12 protein-coding genes are annotated in these 18,884 nt (G+C 60.8%); 8 read left to right on the top strand and 4 right to left on the bottom strand.

Annotation, left to right across the window (positions count from 1 at the left end):
• Window positions 1-38: 38 nt before the first annotated feature.
• Genes bcsA through CFBP6623_RS16770 form a run of 4 tightly spaced genes read left to right on the top strand, consistent with a single transcriptional unit; the run spans window position 39 to window position 8,102 of the window.
• Complete coding sequence (gene bcsA, locus CFBP6623_RS16785; protein WP_046800757.1) at window positions 39-2,228, top strand: UDP-forming cellulose synthase catalytic subunit; 2,190 nt, start codon at window positions 39-41, stop codon at window positions 2,226-2,228.
• Window positions 2,225-4,717, top strand: a complete 2,493-nt coding sequence (locus CFBP6623_RS16780) for a cellulose biosynthesis cyclic di-GMP-binding regulatory protein BcsB (RefSeq protein WP_046800758.1) — start codon at window positions 2,225-2,227, stop codon at window positions 4,715-4,717. Before bcsA ends, CFBP6623_RS16780 begins: the two co-directional genes overlap by 4 nt.
• Window positions 4,714-5,769 carry a glycosyl hydrolase family 8 gene (locus CFBP6623_RS16775; protein ID WP_046800759.1) on the top strand — a complete coding sequence of 352 codons (1,056 nt, stop codon included), beginning with the start codon at window positions 4,714-4,716 and terminating at the stop codon, window positions 5,767-5,769. The genes CFBP6623_RS16780 and CFBP6623_RS16775 overlap by 4 nt, the downstream gene beginning before the upstream one ends.
• Window positions 5,760-8,102 (top strand): cellulose synthase, encoded by a 2,343-nt coding sequence (locus CFBP6623_RS16770; protein ID WP_046800760.1) that lies wholly within the window; start codon window positions 5,760-5,762, stop codon window positions 8,100-8,102. Before CFBP6623_RS16775 ends, CFBP6623_RS16770 begins: the two co-directional genes overlap by 10 nt.
• A gap of 26 nt (window positions 8,103-8,128) precedes the next feature.
• On the opposite strand, the gene CFBP6623_RS16765 is transcribed toward CFBP6623_RS16770, so the two are convergent.
• On the bottom strand, window positions 8,129-9,283 hold the full coding sequence (locus tag CFBP6623_RS16765) for an amidohydrolase (protein ID WP_046800761.1): 1,155 nt from the start codon (window positions 9,281-9,283) through the stop codon (window positions 8,129-8,131).
• Window positions 9,284-9,340: 57 nt separating this feature from the next.
• Complete coding sequence (locus tag CFBP6623_RS16760; protein WP_046800762.1) at window positions 9,341-10,987, bottom strand: GNAT family N-acetyltransferase; 1,647 nt, start codon at window positions 10,985-10,987, stop codon at window positions 9,341-9,343.
• 234 nt (window positions 10,988-11,221) lie between these two features.
• Between CFBP6623_RS16760 and CFBP6623_RS16755 the strand changes: the two genes are divergently transcribed.
• Both CFBP6623_RS16755 and CFBP6623_RS16750 read left to right on the top strand, forming a co-directional pair.
• The gene (locus CFBP6623_RS16755) at window positions 11,222-11,941 is read left to right on the top strand and encodes an SDR family NAD(P)-dependent oxidoreductase (RefSeq protein ID WP_167379182.1); all 720 of its coding nucleotides are present in this window, start codon (window positions 11,222-11,224) and stop codon (window positions 11,939-11,941) included.
• 37 nt (window positions 11,942-11,978) lie between these two features.
• Window positions 11,979-13,331 carry an aspartate aminotransferase family protein gene (locus CFBP6623_RS16750; protein WP_046800764.1) on the top strand — a complete coding sequence of 451 codons (1,353 nt, stop codon included), beginning with the start codon at window positions 11,979-11,981 and terminating at the stop codon, window positions 13,329-13,331.
• Between the two features lie 44 nt (window positions 13,332-13,375).
• Here CFBP6623_RS16750 and CFBP6623_RS16745 read toward each other — a convergent pair whose 3' ends face one another.
• Window positions 13,376-13,813: an EamA family transporter gene (locus tag CFBP6623_RS16745; protein ID WP_046800765.1), complete on the bottom strand. Its 438-nt coding sequence runs from the start codon at window positions 13,811-13,813 to the stop codon at window positions 13,376-13,378.
• Window positions 13,814-13,996: 183 nt separating this feature from the next.
• Complete coding sequence (locus CFBP6623_RS16740) at window positions 13,997-15,346, bottom strand: dicarboxylate/amino acid:cation symporter (protein WP_046800766.1); 1,350 nt, start codon at window positions 15,344-15,346, stop codon at window positions 13,997-13,999.
• Between the two features lie 236 nt (window positions 15,347-15,582).
• Here CFBP6623_RS16740 and CFBP6623_RS16735 point away from each other — a divergent pair, with 236 nt between their 5' ends.
• A complete protein-coding gene (locus CFBP6623_RS16735) occupies window positions 15,583-17,424 on the top strand; it encodes a sensor histidine kinase (protein ID WP_046800767.1) in 1,842 nt (613 codons plus the stop codon).
• Window position 17,425: 1 nt separating this feature from the next.
• Entirely contained in the window at window positions 17,426-18,781 is a 1,356-nt protein-coding gene (locus tag CFBP6623_RS16730) for a sigma-54-dependent transcriptional regulator (protein WP_046800768.1), read from the top strand.
• Window positions 18,782-18,884: the final 103 nt, after the last annotated feature.

Here is an 18,884-nt window from a genome sequence, read left to right as displayed (position 1 = left end):
CGAAATTCCGGATGGCGACGAGAACGGAAAGTTTCTGGATGAACAAGGCCATCACAGTCATTGTCTGGTTGCTTGTGTCGCTTTGCGTTCTGGCCATCATCACGATGCCGGTCAGTCTGCAGACGCATCTGGTCGCCACCGCGATCTCGCTCGTTCTTCTGGCGACCATCAAAGGGTTCAACGGGCAGGGGGCCTGGCGTCTGGTGGCGCTGGGTTTCGGCACGGCCATCGTTCTGCGTTACGTCTACTGGCGCACCACCAGCACGCTGCCGCCCGTCAACCAACTCGAGAACTTCATCCCGGGCTTTCTGCTCTATCTCGCGGAAATGTACAGTGTTTTGATGCTGGGCCTCAGCCTGGTCATCGTCTCCATGCCGCTGCCGTCGCGCAAGACGCGGCCCGGCTCGCCGGATTATCGGCCGACGGTCGATGTCTTCGTGCCGAGCTACAATGAGGATGCGGAGCTTCTGGCCAACACGCTGGCGGCGGCCAAGAACATGGATTATCCGGCCGACCGGTTCACCGTCTGGCTGCTGGACGATGGCGGCTCGGTGCAGAAGCGCAATGCCAGCAACATCGTCGAGGCGCAGGCGGCGCAGCGTCGTCACGAGGAGCTGAAGAAGCTTTGTGAGGACCTCGACGTGCGTTATCTGACGCGCGAGCGCAATGTCCACGCCAAAGCCGGAAATCTCAACAACGGTCTTGCCCATTCGACCGGCGAACTGGTGACGGTGTTTGATGCCGACCATGCGCCCGCCCGCGATTTCCTTCTGGAGACGGTTGGTTATTTCGAGGAAGACCCCCGGCTCTTCCTCGTGCAGACACCGCATTTCTTCGTCAATCCCGATCCCATCGAGCGCAACCTGCGCACCTTCGAGACGATGCCGAGCGAAAACGAGATGTTTTACGGCATCATCCAGCGCGGTCTCGACAAGTGGAATGGCGCATTTTTCTGCGGTTCCGCCGCCGTGCTGCGGCGCGAGGCGCTGCAGGATACCGAAGGCTTCAGCGGTGTCAGCATCACCGAGGATTGCGAAACTGCGTTGGCGCTGCATTCGCGCGGCTGGAACAGTATTTATGTCGACAAGCCGCTGATTGCCGGCCTTCAGCCGGCCACGTTTGCAAGCTTTATCGGCCAGCGCAGCCGCTGGGCGCAGGGCATGATGCAGATCCTGATCTTTCGCCAGCCTTTGTTCAAGCGTGGCCTCTCCTTCACACAGCGTCTTTGTTACATGTCGTCGACGCTGTTCTGGCTGTTTCCGTTCCCGCGCACGATCTTCCTGTTCGCGCCGTTGTTCTACCTGTTCTTCGACCTTCAGATTTTCGTGGCTTCGGGTGGCGAATTCCTCGCCTATACGGCGGCCTACATGCTCGTGAACCTGATGATGCAGAACTATCTCTATGGCAGCTTCCGCTGGCCGTGGATTTCGGAACTTTATGAATATGTGCAGACGGTCCACCTTCTGCCTGCGGTTGTGTCCGTGATCTTCAATCCCGGCAAACCGACCTTCAAGGTGACGGCCAAGGACGAATCCATCGCCGAGGCGCGGCTATCGGAAATCAGCCGCCCGTTCTTCGTGATTTTCGCGCTTCTGGTGGTGGCGATGGCCTTTGCCATCTGGCGCATCTACAGCGAGCCCTACAAGGCCGATGTGACGCTCGTTGTCGGCGGCTGGAACCTGCTCAACCTCATCTTCGCAGGCTGTGCGCTCGGCGTCGTTTCCGAACGCGGTGACAAGTCGGCGTCACGACGCATCACCGTCAAACGGCGCTGCGAGGTCAAGCTCGAAGGCAGCGACGCATGGGTGCCGGCCTCCATCGACAACGTGTCTGTGCATGGGCTGCTGATCAATCTGTTCGACAGTGCCACGACCGTCGAAAAGGACACGACAGCGATCGTGAAGGTCAAGCCACACAGCGAAGGCGTGCCGGAAACCATGCCCGTCAAGGTGGTCCGGACGGTTCGCGGCGAAGGACTGGTGTCCATCGGCTGCACCTTCTCACCGCAGCGTGCCGTCGATCACCGCCTGATCGCCGACCTGATCTTTGCCAATTCCGAACAGTGGAGCGAGTTCCAGCGCGTGCGCCGCAGGAACCCCGGCCTCATTCGCGGTACGGCGATCTTTCTGGCCATATCGCTGTTTCAGACGCAGCGCGGTCTTTTTTATCTGGCGAAGGCGCTCCGGCCCGCCGCCAAAAGCGTCAAACCTGCCGGAGCTGTAAAATGACCGGCGGTAAAAAGATCAGGGGTTCTCTGACAGCATTGATGTGGGGTGCCGTCGCAACCGGTGCGATGGCGCAGTCCTCACCCTTTGATATGTCGCCCGAAAGGCCGGCGCAGACTGCCCCCGCACCAGTGCCGCCGCCCGCCATTCCACCAGCGCCCCGCCAGCCGGTCCAGCCTCCGGCCATACCACCGGCGCAGCCGCCCTTCGTGGTTCAACCGGCACCCGTGTCGCAACCGCAGCAGCCTCCCGTCGTTCCGCCGGCATTAACTCCGCCCGTTACCGTTCCTCCGCGTCAGGAGGGAGCAGGATCTGCCACGGTGCAGACCCCCTTATCCGCTGCTGATAGCCGCCGCCGTTACATTTTGCCCTACGAGAAGCTCAGCCTTTCCGGTGAGATGGACCGGCGGCAATGGGGCATCTATCTGACGCCCGAGCAAGCCAATGCCGCCGTTTCACTTAATATCGGTTATCAGAACGCCATCGTGGTCGCGCCTGAAAGCTCGAACTTTCAGGTCAGCCTGAACAATGTTCCACTGGATGTGGCGCGCATTGAAGCGCCTGACGGCGAGGGCAATGTCTCCCTGAAAATCCCGCCCGGCGTGCTGCAGGTCGGCTCAAATGTCGTGACGCTCGGTGTGCAGCAGCGACACAGGACCGATTGCACGATCCAGTCCACCTACGATCTGTGGACCGACGTCAACCCGGCCAACACCTATATCGGCTTTAATGCCGATGTTGCCGGCGCTTTCGCCAATATAGACGACATCCAGGCGACTGGACCTGATGGTAAAGCCACGACCTCGATCGAGATCGTCGCGCCGTCGCTCGGTAATCCGGCATTTGCAGATTCACTCCTGCGCCTCTCGCAGGCGCTGGCGCTCCGAACCCTGATGCCGAACCAGTCGATCCGCTTCGTGACAGCCCCTTCCACCGAGCGCAAGCCCGGAACACTGACGGTTCTGGTGGGCACCGCCCGTGAGATTGCGGGTATCTCCGGCGCGTTACCGTCCGAAGCGTCGGCAGGCGCCTTCGCCGGATTTGGCAGTGCTGCGCCGGGCGGTTTCTCGCCGCTTTTCGTCAGCGGTCCCACTCCGCAGGCGGTGCAGGCGGCGATAGAGACACTGTTTTCTTCGATCTCGCGCGCCCCCGGCGCCCAGAGAACGGCTTTTTCGACCCGCAGCTGGCATGCGCCGGATGTTCCGCTCATCACCTCGGACCGCCGTATCGCGCTTTCCGAACTCGGCCTTGAGAGCAGCGAATTCGGCGGACGCCGTTTCCGCAACGAGTTTTATATCGGCATGCCAGCCGATTTTTATGCGTCAGCCTATGGCGAGGCATCGCTGCTGCTCGACGCCGCTTATTCCTCGCAGGTCTTGCCCGGCAGCCATATCGACATCTACGTTAATAACGAGATCGCTTCGACCGTGCCGATCTCCAACAATGGCGGCGGCATTTTCCGGCATCTGCCCATTAAAGTCACGATGCGCCACCTGAAGCCGGGACCAAACAAGATAACGATCGAGGCGGTGTTGATGACGGCGCAGGATCAGGCCTGCGCGCCGGGTGCGCCGGCCAGCACGACCCCGCGTTTTGCCCTGTTCGACACCACCGAAATCCATATTCCGGATTATGCCCGCATCGGTCGCAAGCCGGATCTCGCGGCGATGGCCGGCACTGGTCAGCCTTACAGGGCTGCTGGAGGCCCGGTCGCGCTTTCCCTCGACCGGTTCGATACCGACACCATGTCTGCGGCGGCAACTCTCGTCAGCCGGCTTGCGAGTGTTGCGGGACATCCGATCGACGTCGAGACCGTTGCCTCGCCTTTGGTCATCGGCGATCGAGACGCGCTGTTTGTCGGAACGATTTCGCAATTCCCGCAAGCGTTGATCAGCCAGTTCAATCTCGTTCCCTCCAGCCAGATATCCTGGAAAGTGGGAACCGGCGTCCAGCCCTCCGCGCAAAACAGCGAAACCCTGTTCAACGACTGGCGGGAGAGGGTCGATGGCGGCGTCTGGGAGGGGCAGGTCTCGTCCTTTGAGGACTGGATGAAGCGGAATTTCGATCTGAGTTCGGATACGCTGCGTTTCCTGCCGGCCGCCGAGCAACCCTATGCCCCGCCTGCCAACGCGTCCTTCATGCTGGCGCAGGGGCTCAGCCCTTCCGGCGAAGGCGTCTGGACGCTAGCCACCGCGCCGACGTCGGCAGAGCTTCTCGACGGCATGTCGGCGATGACGCGCGAGAACCGCTGGGGTGACGTCACCGGACGGGTCGCCGCTTACGACGTGGCTGCGGAAAAGGTTGAGACAGTCGAGGTGGAACGGCCGTATTTCTATATTACCGGGGCGTTTTCGCTCTGGAACTGGAGATTGATCGCTGCCAACTGGCTGTCCTCCAATGTGCTTTCCTATTCGCTGGCATTCATTGGCTTCGTGTCGCTTCTGGGCTTCGCCACGTTCGTGATGCTGCGCCTGATGGGACGACATCGATGATGGGCCGGATTTCGAAACTTGCCCGCATTATCTGCCTGTCCGTGATGGCGTTGGCCGCCAGCATCTCCGCCGGCCGCGCTGCATCGGTGTCGCCGGAGGCGTGGTCCGCGTATAAAAATGCCTTCCTTGATCCCGGCGGGCGCATCATCGATACCGGCAACGGCAATATCAGCCATAGCGAAGGGCAGGGTTACGGCATGTGGCTCGCCGTGCTCTCCGACAACCTTGCCGATTTCGAACTGATCTGGAGTTTTACCCGCACCGAACTGCTGGTGCGCGACGACGGGCTTTCCGCCTGGAAATGGGATCCGCGCACCCGGCCGCACGTCACTGACATCAACAACGCGACCGATGGCGATATCCTGATCGCCTATGCGCTGGCGCTCGCCGCCGGCCAGTGGAACCGGCAGGACTATGCCGAGGCATCCGCAGCCATCGCATCCGCCATCCTCAAAAAGACCGTGGTGCAGCGCGGTGGGCGAACGCTGCTTTTGCCGGCCGCCAGCGGTTTTGGTGAGGATGACCGAGGCGATGGCCCGGTGGTCAACCCCTCCTATCTCATTTTCGAGGCGTTTCCGGTCCTTGATCTGGTTGCGCCATCACCGCTGTGGAAAGCGCTCGCCGATGACGGCGTGGCGCAGGTCGGCGCTTTCGCCTTCAGCGACAGAAAGCTGCCGGCCGACTGGGTATCGGTGAAGACGAAGCCGCAGCCGGCGGCGGGTTTTCCTCCGGAATTCGGTTATAATGCGGTGCGCATACCGCTTTACCTCTCAAGGGCAAAAATGGGAGCGCCGGAACTGCTTGCGCGGCTGAAGGACGGCATGACGGTGGAAAGCGGTGCCGCAGGGACTTTCGACCTGAAGAGCGGAGCGGTCAAGGATGTGCTGTCGGATGCCGGTTATCGGGTCATTCCGGCGCTGGCGGCCTGCGTTGCCGGTGGCCCGGCCATTCCCGCCGAACTTAAAAGCTTCCAGCCAACACTTTATTATCCTTCCACATTGCATCTTCTGGCATTGTCGTTTCTGGCAAGAAATAACGGGGAATGCCGATGAACAAGCCACTGTCGACCTCGGCTCTCATCCTGCTTCTGATTGCGCTTGCCGCCTTCCACTGGCGCGACAGCATTCTTGGACGAGTGTCGGATGTGCACACCTCGGCGGTGGGCGACAACCGCGCGGTACCGCGCGTGTCTCCGGCAGCGGCCAATCCTGCGCAAATCAACGCTTTCGTCAAAAACCGAGAGATGGCGCAGCTGACACAGCCTGCCACACCACCCGTGACCGTGCCGGCGACCGATCCGCCGCCGATGACACAGACCGGTGGGCAGACACCGCAGACACTGACGGCGCAGGCACCCGCATCCCGCGCGGCCCAGCCGGCCTCGGCGGATATGCCTGAAGTCGATCTCAGCGCATTGCGTTATTTCGCAGCTAGGGGCGATACCCAGCGCCTTCAGGCCGAAATTGCCCGGCTGCGCACGCTTTATCCGAACTGGACGCCACCGGCCGATCCTCTCGCCATTCCAGAAAATGGCGATCCGAAACTCGATGCCATGTGGCAGCTTTATACCGATGGCCGCTACGCCGAAGTGAGAAAGGCGATCGCCGACCGCCAGCAAGCGGAACCCGGCTGGCAGCCACCAGACAATCTGACGGGCATGCTTTCCCTTGCCGAGGCCCGCCAGCGGCTCGTCAATGCGTCTGATCTCAAGCAATATGCGACGGTGGTTGATGCGGCGGCAAACAATCCCGGCCTGCTGACCTGCAGCGAAGTCGATGTTTTATGGCGGGTGGCCGATGCATTTGCCAATACCGACCGCATGGGGCGGGCGCGGGACGCCTATCTCTACATTCTCAACAATTGCACGATGCCGAGCGACAGGCTCGCCACGGTGCAGAAGGCATCCGCGCTTTTGCCAGCGGAGATGATGAGCGAGCTGCTGGCCAAGGAAAAGCCCGGCGCCGACGGCCAGCTGGAATTCGAACCGGTCAAGAACGATCTCGCCCGCCAGTTCGTGGCAAAGGCGGGGGAGAAGGAAGGCATTTCCGTTCCTTCCGCTTACCTGATGCGGCTTGAAAGACTTGCCGAGACCGACAAGCTGGCCAGCGACGCCCTGCTGCTCGGCTGGTACAATATTCGCCAGAAGAACATGACAGAGGCGGAAAAATGGTTCCGCAAGGCGCGAGAGGAAGAAGACAGCGCTTCTGCCTCGCAAGGGTTGGCGCTGGCCTTGATCGACCGCAACGAGCCGCGTGAGGCCGAGGACGTCATGTATAAATGGCGCACCTCCTCCGATGACGCGCTCGCCACCTATCTTGCCGCAACGGCCAATCTTCTGGCGCTGGAGCCGCCTGTCGTGCTGCCGCCGGATGTGCTGCAACGCATCGCCGCCGAAACGGTGGCGCGCAAGGATGCGGCGACGGCACAGCAATTCGGCTGGTATTCGCTCGCCTTCCGGCAGACGCCGCTTGCCTTGCAATGGTTCAGTACGGCGCTAGGCTGGAAACCGGATGACGAACCTTCGGCTTATGGTGTGGCGCTCAGCTATCATGACCTGCGCAATCTTGCCGGTCTGCGCGGCATCCAGCAGCAATGGGCAAGCCGCTCGCAGCGCATCGCCGATGTGGGAACCGCGCGCATGGTGGACCAGTCCGGCCAGCCGATGGCGCCGGTAACCGCACCGCCTGTTGCCGCAACATCTCCGATGACGGCACCCGCGCCCTATGCGCCGCAGGCGGAGACGGGAGTGGTCTACAGCCAGGCAGCCGTTCAGCAATCGGCTCCGGAGCCTTCGCGCAAGCAGGCACGCCGCCCGGCGCAGGCGCAGCGGGAAGCCAGCGCCGCATCGCGCTCCCGTTCCTGCGCAGCCTATCCTGATCCGCAGCGACTGCCGCCGCAGCAGGCACTCGATCTCGGCTGGTGCCTGATGGAGACCAACCGACCGGCGGAGGCCCTGAAAGCTTTCGAATCCGCCATCGAAGGTGGCCAGTCGACGGTCAAAAGCGATGCAGCCTATGGCCAGAGTCTTGCCTATCTGCGCATGGGGCTGACGGACCATGCGGCCGTTTCGGCGACGAAATCCCAGATGGAGCGTCCACGGGCGACGGAATTGCAGGTCTCGATCCTGGCGGACAGGGCGGTTTCAGCCTTCCAGTCGAAACGTTATGCGGAAACGCTTCTCCTGCTCGATCAACGGGCGCGGCTTGCCGATGAACGAACCGATTTGATGGTGCTGCGCGGATATTCCTACCTTGCCATGCGCCGCTATGCCGATGCTGCGCAGATTTTCGAAAGCCTGACGTCAATCGGCGATAAGGAAGGCATCAGGGGTCTGGCCGCGGTCCGCTCGGCCAGACCAAGCAATGGGCCGCAGGGCGGCGGCTGACGGCGGCGGCCAAGAGTGGCCGCTGCTTATTCCGCGTCGGTGAGATTGCGGATGATGCGCATGAAGATGCGTGCGCCGATATCGATCAGCCCATCCGGAAAGTCATAGTCGGGATTGTGCAGATTGGGGTAGTCCCTGCCAGCACCCAAAAAGAACATTGCCGATGACGAGACGGCGCGGAAGCGGCCGAAATCCTCCGAAGCCCGCATGGGCAGACCATCCGAGCTGCTTGAAACTTTCTCTTCCAGCAGCGCCTGCAGGATATAGGCGACGGCTTCCGGTGCATTCTCGCAATGCAGGAAAATATCGTCATAGCTGATGTCGAGGGTCAGCTTCTGATCATCCGCGATCTTCTTCGCCAGCAATTCCGCGTCCGCGCAAAGCTTTTCCATTCGGTCGTCGGTCAGCGTCCTGAGCGTCGCCCAGATTTCCGCATCAGCCGGGGAAATGCCGAAGGCGGCTTCTCCCATGGCGGCATGAGTGATCGTCACCATCGAAAAATCGGGCTGTGGTGGAAAACCGAAACCGAGATCGGTCAAAGCCGGCATCAACTGCGATATTGCCCGCATCGGCGAAACACCGTGTTCCGGCGAGGAGGCATGCGCCGTCTTGCCGGAGAAGCGGATTTTAATGCCGCGTGAGGCGCAGTTGACCGGCCCTTTCACGACGCTGACATGGCCGAATGGCAGGCCGGGGAGATTGTGCAGCGAGAAAGAATAATCCGGCTTTATCTCGCCAAAGCGCGGATCGGCGATGACGGCCGCCGCCCCCGCGCCGGTTTCTTCCGCCGGCTGGTAAAGGAGGATGACGCTGCCGGTTTGCGGTCGGTTGCGGGAAAGGCCAAGCGCCAGCGCCGTCAAAATGGTCGAATGTCCGTCATGGCCGCAAAGATGGCCCTTGCCGTCGGTGCCGGAGCGGTATTCGGCCTCGCTTTTTTCGTGAATGGGCAGCGCATCGAGTTCCGAGCGGATCAGGATCGCCGGGCCGTTTTTGCCGCTGTCATAGACGGCTGCAACGCCATGACCACCCAGATCGGCGAGAAGCCGGTCGGGTTTTGCCTGCTCGAGGAAAGCGCGGATGCGCCCCGCCGTTTCCTTTTCTTCGCCGGAGATTTCCGGATGGCGATGCAGATCATGGCGAAGCTCGACGAGATCGAGCATGTCCTTATTGGTCAGAAACATAAAAATCCCTGTAAGTTGCGGTCGGCTTTCCCATACGCAACTTACAGATCATCGCCTTCAATGCAAAACCTTTGGCGGGTGCCAGCGTTTGCCCGTTGTCTTGGGCTTGGCGGCAAGGGTGATGACATCGGCAGGCATAGCGGTCTTTGGTTTGGCCAGTTCCAGCCGTGCAAGGGCCGCGCGTGCTTTCTCGGCATATTCCAGATGCGCGGCGTCGTCCGAATGATAGTGCTGCAGCCTGTCGAGGATTTCAGCACCTTCCATCGCTCTTTCGGCGGCGATGAGGGCGACGGCGCATTTATAGAGCGCCTCGCGGTGGAACGGAGCGCGATTGGTCACCTGTCGGAAGGCCTCGGATGCCTCATGGTAATGTTGTTGCGCCAGCCGCGCCTCACCGATGCGCATCCAGAGCAGAACCGGGTCCTGACCGCTGGCAAGAAGCGCCAGAAAGGCGATTTCCGCCTCCCGAAACTCACCCCGGTCGAAAGTCAGGTTGGCGAGACCAAACTGCGCGCCGGAATGGTCGGGCGCTGCCGCCAATACCTGGGTGAAGGCGATGTTGGCGGCCGGTTTACTGCCGGACTTGTAAAATTTGAGGCCCTGTTCATAGACGAAACGGATACTGCGCGGATGCAGCGTGCCGCCGAGATTGTCGCCCGAGCGGGTGCGGAACAGCGTGCAGCTGAGCTTCTGCTCTTCCGGCCCGAAGAAATATTTATACGGCTCGTTGCCGCGCAGGAAGTCATAGGTTTTGAAACCCTGCTCGATTGCCCTGCGGATGCAGTGCCCGTGCAGCACGAGGCCGGGCGAGGGGGTCTTCCAGTTTTCGTCGCGGCCGGTGATGTAGAACAGCACCGACTTTTTCTGCCGGTCGATGATGTTGGCAAGCGCGCCCAGCGGCTGGTCGCCGAACCACAGGACAGGCACTTCCAGATCGCCACGGATATAGACATCCATCAGCATCTGCCGTGTTGCGCCGATCAGCAGTTCCGTGCGTTCCTTGCCCTTATGCGGCGCCCAGCGGATGCGCCAGAAGTCGAACAGGATGTCCATGTCCCGTTTGATCGTTTCTTTCGTTGCGAAAGTGATGCGATATTCATCGTCGCCCTCCACTTTCCGCAGAAAGCGCCTGAGCTTCTGGCGGGTCTGGCTGCTCATATGGCTGTCGAGATAGCCGTCGAAAGTGTCCGGCAGGCTGACGACCGGGCAGATGCAATTGTTGATGTTATAGGGGTTGGTCGGCATGTTGTCGCGGAACATGACAAGCGGCCCCTGAAGCGCACGGATCATCGCACTGTGCCGTTGCGGCGGGCCGGAGAGGTAATCGAGCTTGAGTTCGGTCCAGTTCTGCTGGCGAATGTAGGAGCAGAAACCGGCGACGGCGTGATTTTCATAATCCGGCAGGGTGATGAAGCCGGTGTAATCCGCCGCCGCATTGCCGGCCATGACGATGCTGTCGTGGAAGCGGCCGGTTTTTTTATCCGGCTCGGTGACAAGGCGCAGCGGGAAAAACGCCACATACGGCGAGCCTTCCGGGCGTTCGCGCAGAGCCAGAATGAACCAGCGCTTGCGGCGCGGCATATAATCCCTGAGCCAGCCCCAGGAGAGGAAATGCCGCGCATGGGGATCGGCCATGAACACCGCTTCCCAGTTTTGCCGGATCGCCTCGAAACCGGCGTCGGTGTCGATGATGTCGATACGCATTCTTGCCCCCTCCCAATACAGATCACACATTCGGGAGGCTTCATTTTATGGGCAAACGGCTGGCTTCAAATATTCCCTTCGGGTGAAAGGCGCCCATCAAATGGGATTAGCCCGTGGGGCGTTTGCCGCTGGTGCGCCGCGACAAAAAAGCCCTTGTCCACCGGTTGTAACTCTCTAACATGCGGGCTGAATGTTCGATCGGCTCAACGGTCCGCATGGTACGGGAGTTCTCATATGGCAGTTCCTTTTATGCTTCTGACCGGCGCCAGCCGTGGAATAGGACACGCCACCGTCAAGTTGTTTCAGGAAAAGGGCTGGAGAATCCTCACGGTATCGCGGCAACCATTCTCGGAGGAATGCCGCTGGCCATCGGCGCGGGAGAGCCATATCCAGGCCGATCTCGAGGATTTATCCGGTATTGAAGATCTGGCGGCCGAGGTGCGTTCGCGCCTGCCGGAGGGAAAGCTCGCGGCTCTCGTCAATAATGCCGGGATTTCGCCGAAAGGCGAAGGCGGCAGCCGACTTGGCGTGGCGGATACCACGGCTGACATCTGGACGCGGGTACTCAACGTCAACCTCGTTTCAACGGCGCTTTTGCCGGAACTGGAGGCCGCGAAAGGCTCCATCGTCAATGTCACCTCGATTGTCGGCTCACGCGTGCATCCTTTCGCCGGTGTGGCCTATGCCACCTCGAAGGCAGCGCTTGCGGCGCTGACGCGGGAACTGGCGCATGAATTCGGCCCGCGCGGCGTGCGCGCCAATGCCATTGCGCCGGGCGAGATCAACACCGCCATCCTCTCCCCCGGAACGGCGGAGTTGGTTGAAGCCCAGGTGCCGCTCGGCCGGCTTGGCACCACGGCGGAGGTGGCGCAGACCATCTATTTCCTCTGCTCGGACCAGTCGAGCTACATTAACGGCGCGGAAATTCACATCAATGGCGGCCAGCACGTCTGACGCTTCAAGCCCATCCAACCGAACGGAGCCTTTATCGATGACCATTCTGCCGAATTCCGTCGAGGCACGCGATATCGCCTATCAGATGCACCCGAACGTCAACCTGCGCAAATTCGAAAAGACCGGCGGTCTGGTGATCGAAAGCGGTGAGGGCATCTATGTCACCGACAGTAGCGGCAAGCGTTACATCGAGGCGATGGCGGGGCTGTGGTCGGTGGCGCTCGGTTTTGGTGAACAGCGGCTGGTGGATGCCGCAACGAAGCAGATGCAGAAGCTGCCCTATTACCACACGTTCTCTTACAAGACGCATGGCCCATCCGTTGATCTCGCCGAATTGCTGATCGAGCTTTCGCCGGTGCCGATGTCGAAGGTGCACTTCACGTCGTCCGGTTCCGAGGCGAATGATCTGGTCGCCAAGATGGTTTGGTATCGCTCGAACGCGCTGGGCAAAAAGGACAAGAAAAAGATCATCGGCCGCATCAAGGGTTATCATGGCGTGACCATCGCGTCCGCTTCGATCACCGGCCTGCCGCGCAACCATGAAAGCTTCGACCTGCCGCTGGACCGTATGCTGCATACCGCTTGCCCCTCCTATGTGCATTTCGGCAAGGATGGCGAAAGCGAGGCGGATTTCACCACGCGTATCCTGAAGGAGCTGGAAGACCTGATCCTTCGCGAAGGCCCCGAAACCGTCGCCGCCTTCTGGGGCGAGCCGGTGATGGGCGCCGGTGGGGTTCTCCTGCCGCCGGAAGGATACTGGGAAGGCGTGCAGGCGATCCTGAAGAAATACGACATTCTGCTTGTCGTTGACGAGGTGATCTGCGGTTTTGGCCGCACCGGCAAGATGTTTGCCTGCGAGACCTATGGCATCAAGCCGGATGTGCTTGTCGTTTCCAAGCAGATCTCGTCGTCCTACATGCCGCTTTCGGCGATCATCATGAATGACAGTTTTTACCAGCCGATTGCCGACGAGTCCGACCGGATCGGCTCCTTCGGCCATGGTTACACCGCCTCCGGTCACCCAGTCGCGACTGCGGTGGGGCTGGAAAACCTGAAGATCATTCAGGAGCGTGATCTGGTCGGCAATGTCGCCCGGCTGGAGGGCAAATTTCTCGATCATCTGAAGGCGCTTGCCGATCACCCGCTCATTCATTCCTCGCGTGGTGTCGGTCTCCTTGGGGCGCTGGAGGTGAAGCCATGGGAAGGCCTGAAGGCCGGGGATACGACGCTCGCCATTGCCGCCGCCATCGAAGAGGAGGGTGTCATCACTCGGCCGATCGGTGAATCCATCTGCTTCTGCCCGCCACTGATCATCACGGCGGAGCAGCTGGATGAGCTGTTCGCTGGCGTGAAACGCGGACTCGACAAGGTCGCGGCCGCCCGCGGCTGACGACTTTATCGATTGTGCTGGCCGAGCGTTCCTGCTCGGCTGGCCTATCCCCTGTAGGCGACGAGCACCGCACCACAGGCGATCAGGACGACGCCGAGCCAATTGGGCAACGACAGCCTTTCCCCCAGAAACAGCACAGCAAAGACGGCGACGAACACGACGCTCAGCTTATCGATGGGGGCGACGCGGGCGGCATCGCCGATTTTCAGTGCCCGGAAATAACATATCCACGATGCGCCGGTCGCCAAACCCGAAAGCACGAGGAACAACCAGGTGCGCCCGGAAATGGTGGAGGGCTGCTGCCAGTTGCCGGTGATGTAAACCATCAGGCCGGCGGCGGCGAGGATGACGATGGTGCGGATGAAGGTGGCGAAATCGGAGTTGACGTTTTCTATGCCGATCTTCGCAAAAATGGCGGTAAGCGCCGCAAAAGCCGCCGAGAGCAGCGCCCAGAATTGCCAGGCCAGAAACAGGTTCTTCATGTGATGCCGACTCCGTTCATCCATTCGGTCCCGTCTGGCTCTACAGCATCTGCCCGGCGATAAGAACTGTTTTCACTGCTGTATCTGAACGTGGAAGGCCGGCGCATCGATCACGATGCGCCGGCCTTCATGTAAGAGCCTGTCCGGACGGAGCCGGGACAGGCCGGACCTTGGGAGGTCGTATTATTCGGCGGGCTGAACCGATGCCGGCAGTGCCGTATCCACATCCGCGATACCGGAGATTTCTTCCTGACCGCTGAGCACGCGGGCAAGCTGCTCCTGATCCAGTTCGCCTTCCCAGCGAGCGACGACGATGGTGGCGACGGCGTTGCCAACGAAGTTGGTGAGCGCGCGGCATTCCGACATGAAGCGGTCGATGCCGAGGATCAGCGCCATGCCGGCAACCGGAACGGAAGGCACGACCGAGAGCGTTGCGGCGAGCGTGATGAAGCCAGCGCCGGTGATGCCGGCCGCACCCTTGGAGGAGAGCATGGCGACGAGCAGCAGCAGGATCTGTTCACCGAAGGACAGGTGGATACCGGTTGCCTGCGCGATGAAGAGCGCCGCCAGCGTCATGTAGATGTTGGTGCCGTCAAGGTTGAAGGAGTAACCGGTGGGAATGACGAGGCCGACGACGGAGCGCTTGCAGCCAGCTTTTTCCATCTTGCTCATCAGGCCCGGCAAAGCGGCTTCCGAAGACGAGGTGCCGAGAACCAGCAGCAGTTCTTCCTTGATGTAGCGGATGAGCGCGACGATTGAGAAGCCGTTGTAGCGGCAGACGGCACCGAGGACCACGAACACGAACAAGGCCGATGTGATGTAGAAGGTGCCGATCAGCATTGCGAGGTTGGTGACGGACGAGATGCCGTATTTGCCGATGGTGAATGCCATGGCGCCGAAAGCGCCGATGGGGGCGGCCTTCATCAGGATCGCGACCAGCTTGAAGATCGGATACATCATGGCATGCATGAAATCGGTGACGGGCTTGCCCTTTTCGCCGACGATGCCGAGCGCGATGCCGAACAGAACCGAGAAGAACAGCACCTGCAGAATGTCACCGCTGGCAAATGCGCCGACGATGGTCGTCGGGATGATGTTCATCAGGAAGCCGGTGATGGTCTGCTCATGGGCCTTGTCGGCATAGGTCGCGACGGCCTTGGCATCCAGCGTGGAAGGATCGATGTTCATGCCGGCGCCCGGCTGCACGGTATTGGCGACGATGAGGCCGACAACGAGCGCGAGGGTGGAGAACACCAGGAAGTAGATCATGGCCTTGCCGGCCACGCGCCCAACCTTCTTCATGTCGTTCATGCCGGCGATGCCGGTTGCGACGGTGAGGAAGATGACGGGAGCGATGATCATCTTGACGAGGCGGATGAAGCCGTCGCCGAGCGGCTTCAGCTGCTCACCGAAGGTCGGATAGAAATGGCCAAGCGCGATACCGGCGATGATGGCGACCAGAACCTGGAAATACAGGTGCTTGTAAAATGGCTGCTTGGCGTGGCCTGCGGCCACGGCTGTGCTATCGATCATGTTTTTTCCTCCTCGGCCTCACCCTGCCTTTATTGGCCTCCCGGGATCGCCGTGTCGTTGACGGCTTCGCGCCGATTGCGGAGTCATGTGCAATACGCATGCCAGACTTGCTTATTTGATGTAACTGACTGATTTAAAAAGTACTTTTTATTGACGCTTTGCCGGCTCACAGGCATTTGTGCGGAATTCCGGACAAATTCTCTTGCGATCTGTGTGTAAAACCGCACAATTAGCGCATGACCTATCAGGATCAGGCACCTCATTCTCAGGCGAAACGTCGCGCGCAATGGCTGGCGCTGGCTGGCCTGTGGCTGCTCGTCAGTCTTGGTGCCCTGCTGGTGGCCGATGAATTCGCCCGTCACCAGGCAATGCGAACGGCGGGTTTCGAGGCTTCAACCGATGCCGAACTGAAGATTGCGTTGCTGAATGTCGCGCTGGAGCGGCCGCGGGCCATTCCACTGGTTCTGTCAGGCGATCCCGACCTTTCTACCGCGCTGGATGGCGGTGACGACGTCGCCGTCGACCGGCTGAACCGCAAGCTGGAGGGGCTGATCGAAGGCACGCAGTCGTCGGTCATCTATGTGACCGGGCCGACCGGTCTGACCATCGCCTCCAGCAACTGGCGGGAGGAGGACAGCTTCGTCGGTTCCAACTACGCGTTCCGCGAATATTTTCAGGCAGCGATGAAGACCGGCATGTCCGAACATTATGCGCTCGGCAATGTCAGCCGCCGGCCCGGTCTTTATATCTCCCGCCGTATCGATGCGGCGGACGGAAGGCCGCTCGGCGTTGTCATCGCCAAGGTGGAATTCAACCGTCTGGAATCGGACTGGAACATTGGCGGCAAGCCGGTCTATGTGGTCGACAGAAACGGCGTCGTGCTGATGACGAGCGTGCCGGAATGGCGCTTCAAGACCGTTGCTCCAATTGACGAGGTGCGGCGAAAGGTCATTTCCGAAAGCCTGCAATTCGGCAATGAGGCGCTGGCGATCCTGCCGTTCCGGGCAGCCCGCTCATCGGGCGATGATGTTCCGCTTATCCATGTCGATGAACCGGGGCGGGAGCGCGGTGATTATCTGCAGCTGGAAATGCCGGTGCCGACCACCTCCTGGACCCTGCATTACCTGCAACCCGTAGCCCCTGCGTTGAACGCCGCCATCCGCGAGGGCCGGGTTGTGGCGCTGGCGACGCTGATGCCGCTGATGGGTCTTTCGGCCCTGTGGCTGTGGCGCAGACACAAGGCGCTGAAGGAAAAGGAAGAGGAGCAGCGCGCCCGCACCGAGCTGGAAATGAAGGTGCAGGAGCGGACCCGCGACCTGACGAAGACCCGCGACCATCTGCAGGCTGAAATCGCCCTGCATGAAAAGACAACAGGCGAGTTGCGCAATGTGCAGCATGAGTTGGTGCAGGCTAACCGCCTTTCCATTCTGGGGCAGGTTGCGGCGGGCGTGGCGCATGAGATCAACCAGCCCGTGGCGACCATCCGCGCCTTTGCCGACAATGCCCGCACCCTGCTGAAACGCGACCGCATGTCCGAGGCGACCGAGAATCTCGAAAACATCGCCGCCCTGACAGAGCGCATCGGCACGATTACCGGTGACCTGAAAATATTGGCCCGCAAGGGCCGCACCGCCGCCGAGCCGGTCAGCCTCAAGCTGGTCATCGAAGGCGCGGTCATGCTGTTGCGCAGTCGTTTTTCCGGGCAGATGGACGCGCTGGATATCGTCGTGCCGGATCAGGATTTGAAAGTGCTCGGCAGCCGCATCCGGCTGGAGCAAATCCTCATCAACCTTCTGCAAAATGCGCTGGAAGCCACGGAAGAGATTGGCGAAGCCCGCGTTGAGGTGCGTGTGCGGGAGGAGGGCGGCATGGTGGTACTTTCCGTCAGCGACAATGGCGGGGGTATTCCGCAAGACATCCGCGCCCAGCTTTTTTCACCCTTCAATACCTCCAAGGAAAGCGGCCTCGGCCTCGGTCTCGTCATCTCCAACGACATCGCCTCGGACTATGGCGGACGTATCGAAGTAACGAGCAGCGAAGCGGGCACGTCTTTTTCCGTATATCTGAAGCGAGCATGACATGACGGTGGATGGAACCATATTCCTGGTGGACGACGATTCCCAGCTGCGCAAGGCGATGGTGCAGACGCTGGAACTCGACGGATTGCCGGTCACCTCATTTTCCCGTGCCGAGCAGGCGCTTGCGGCATTGAACGAGGATTTCGACGGGGTCGTCATCACCGATGTGCGTATGCCCGGCATGACCGGACTCGAATTTTTCGACCATGTCCGCAAGATCGATGCGGATCTGCCGGTTATCCTCATTACCGGCCACGGCGATGTGCCGATGGCGGTCGATGCGCTGCACAACGGCGCCTATGATTTCATCGCCAAGCCCTTTCCGGCCGAACGCATGGTGGAAAGTGCCCGCCGGGCGCTGGAAAAGCGCCGGTTGGTATTGGAAAACCGTGCGCTTCGTCGGGCCGCTGGGCAGGCGGAGGACGATCTGCCGCTGATCGGCCAGACGCCGGCCATGGAGCGCCTGCGCACCACGCTCAGGCACATTGCCGATACGGATGTGGACGTGCTGGTGGCAGGCGAGACGGGTAGCGGCAAGGAGGTGGTGGCAACGGCGCTTCACCGCTGGAGTAAAAAGCGCTCCAGGGGTAATTTCGTGGCTCTTAATTGCGGCGCATTACCGGAAACGGTGATCGAAAGCGAGCTTTTCGGCCACGAGCCGGGCGCTTTTACCGGCGCTCAGAAGAAGCGCGTCGGCCGCATCGAACATTCGAGCGGCGGCACGCTGTTTCTGGACGAGATCGAAAGCATGCCGCTTGCCGTGCAGGTGAAGATGCTGCGCGTGCTGGAAATGCGCGAGGTCTCGCCACTGGGTTCAAACGAGGAACGGCCGGTCGATATCCGCGTGGTAGCGGCGGCCAAGGTCGATCTCGGTGATCCGACTGAGCGCGGTACTTTTCGCGAGGATCTTTATTATCGGCTGAATGTGGTGACGCTGTCGATCCCGCCGTTACGGGAGCGCAAGGCGGATATTCCGCTGCTGTTTTCCCACTTCGTCACCAAGGCCGCCAACCGTTTCAACATGGCCGTGCCGCAGATCAGCGCCGGCATTTCCCGCCGGCTTCAGGAGCATGACTGGCCGGGCAATGTACGCGAACTCGGGCATTTCGCCGAAAGAGTGGTTCTGGGGCTGGAAACGGAAGCGGCCGCCGCACCTGTTGCGCAGACTGCCATTCCCGCGTCCGGCACCTTGCCCGAGCGTATGGATGCGATCGAGGCGCGGATCATTCGCGAAACGCTGGTGCAGTCGAATGGGGATGTGGCGGAGACAATCGCGACGCTCGGCATTGCCCGCAAAACCTTTTACGACAAGCTGCAACGCCACGGTATCAACCGGGCGGATTATGTGAAGAACTGAAGGGGGCGTGAAAGAGCCGCAACGCTTTGGGTGGCTTTCCCACCCTCGGTGTCATCCTCGACCTTGAGGCGAGGATCCATTGGCGCTCGAAAGTGTGGATCCT

The organism is Agrobacterium tumefaciens (genome assembly GCF_005221385.1).
Classification (GTDB): domain Bacteria; phylum Pseudomonadota; class Alphaproteobacteria; order Rhizobiales; family Rhizobiaceae; genus Agrobacterium; species Agrobacterium tomkonis.
This window is presented reverse-complemented; position numbering and strand designations above follow the sequence as displayed.